The organism is Microvirga sp. HBU67558, from assembly GCF_018069605.1.
Lineage (GTDB): Bacteria > Pseudomonadota > Alphaproteobacteria > Rhizobiales > Beijerinckiaceae > Microvirga > Microvirga terrae.
Genome location: NZ_JAGPUP010000181.1, coordinates 1 through 429 on the forward strand (window position 1 = coordinate 1; position 429 = coordinate 429).

The following is a 429-nucleotide window of genomic DNA, read 5'->3' on the forward strand; positions in this document are numbered from 1 at the left end:
ATCGCCCTGACGCCACAGGGCTGGGAGACGCTCACACGCATCAACCGCCAGGTGAATGCCGGCATCCGGCCGATCACCGATCAGGAGCACTGGGGGGTGGCGGATCGCTGGGACCTTGCCGAGGATGGCTATGGCGACTGCGAGGACTTCCAGCTCGTCAAGCGCAAGCGGCTCGTTGCGGCCGGGCTCTCCCGGCGAGCCCTTCGCATGGCGGCTGTGCTCGATCAGGGCGGCGCACCCCATGCGGTCCTGATGGTGCGCACCGATCTGGGCGACTTCGTCCTCGACAACAAGCATGACACCGTCTTGCCGTGGCGACAGACCGGCTACGTCTTCCTGCAGCGTGAAGGCGGCACCGGATCGACCTGGGTTTCTCTTGGCGCAGCCTCCGCGTTACCGGTGAGAACCGCTGGCCGCTGACGTCGCAGG

Annotated in this window: 1 protein-coding gene; it reads left to right on the forward strand. The window is 66.9% G+C overall.

Annotated elements, in window-relative coordinates; genetic code table 11:
• Positions 1–420 (forward strand): transglutaminase-like cysteine peptidase (locus KBI52_RS00740; protein ID WP_210804776.1); only part of this gene is annotated, 420 nt, incomplete at its 5' end.
• Positions 421–429 lie beyond the last annotated feature (9 nt).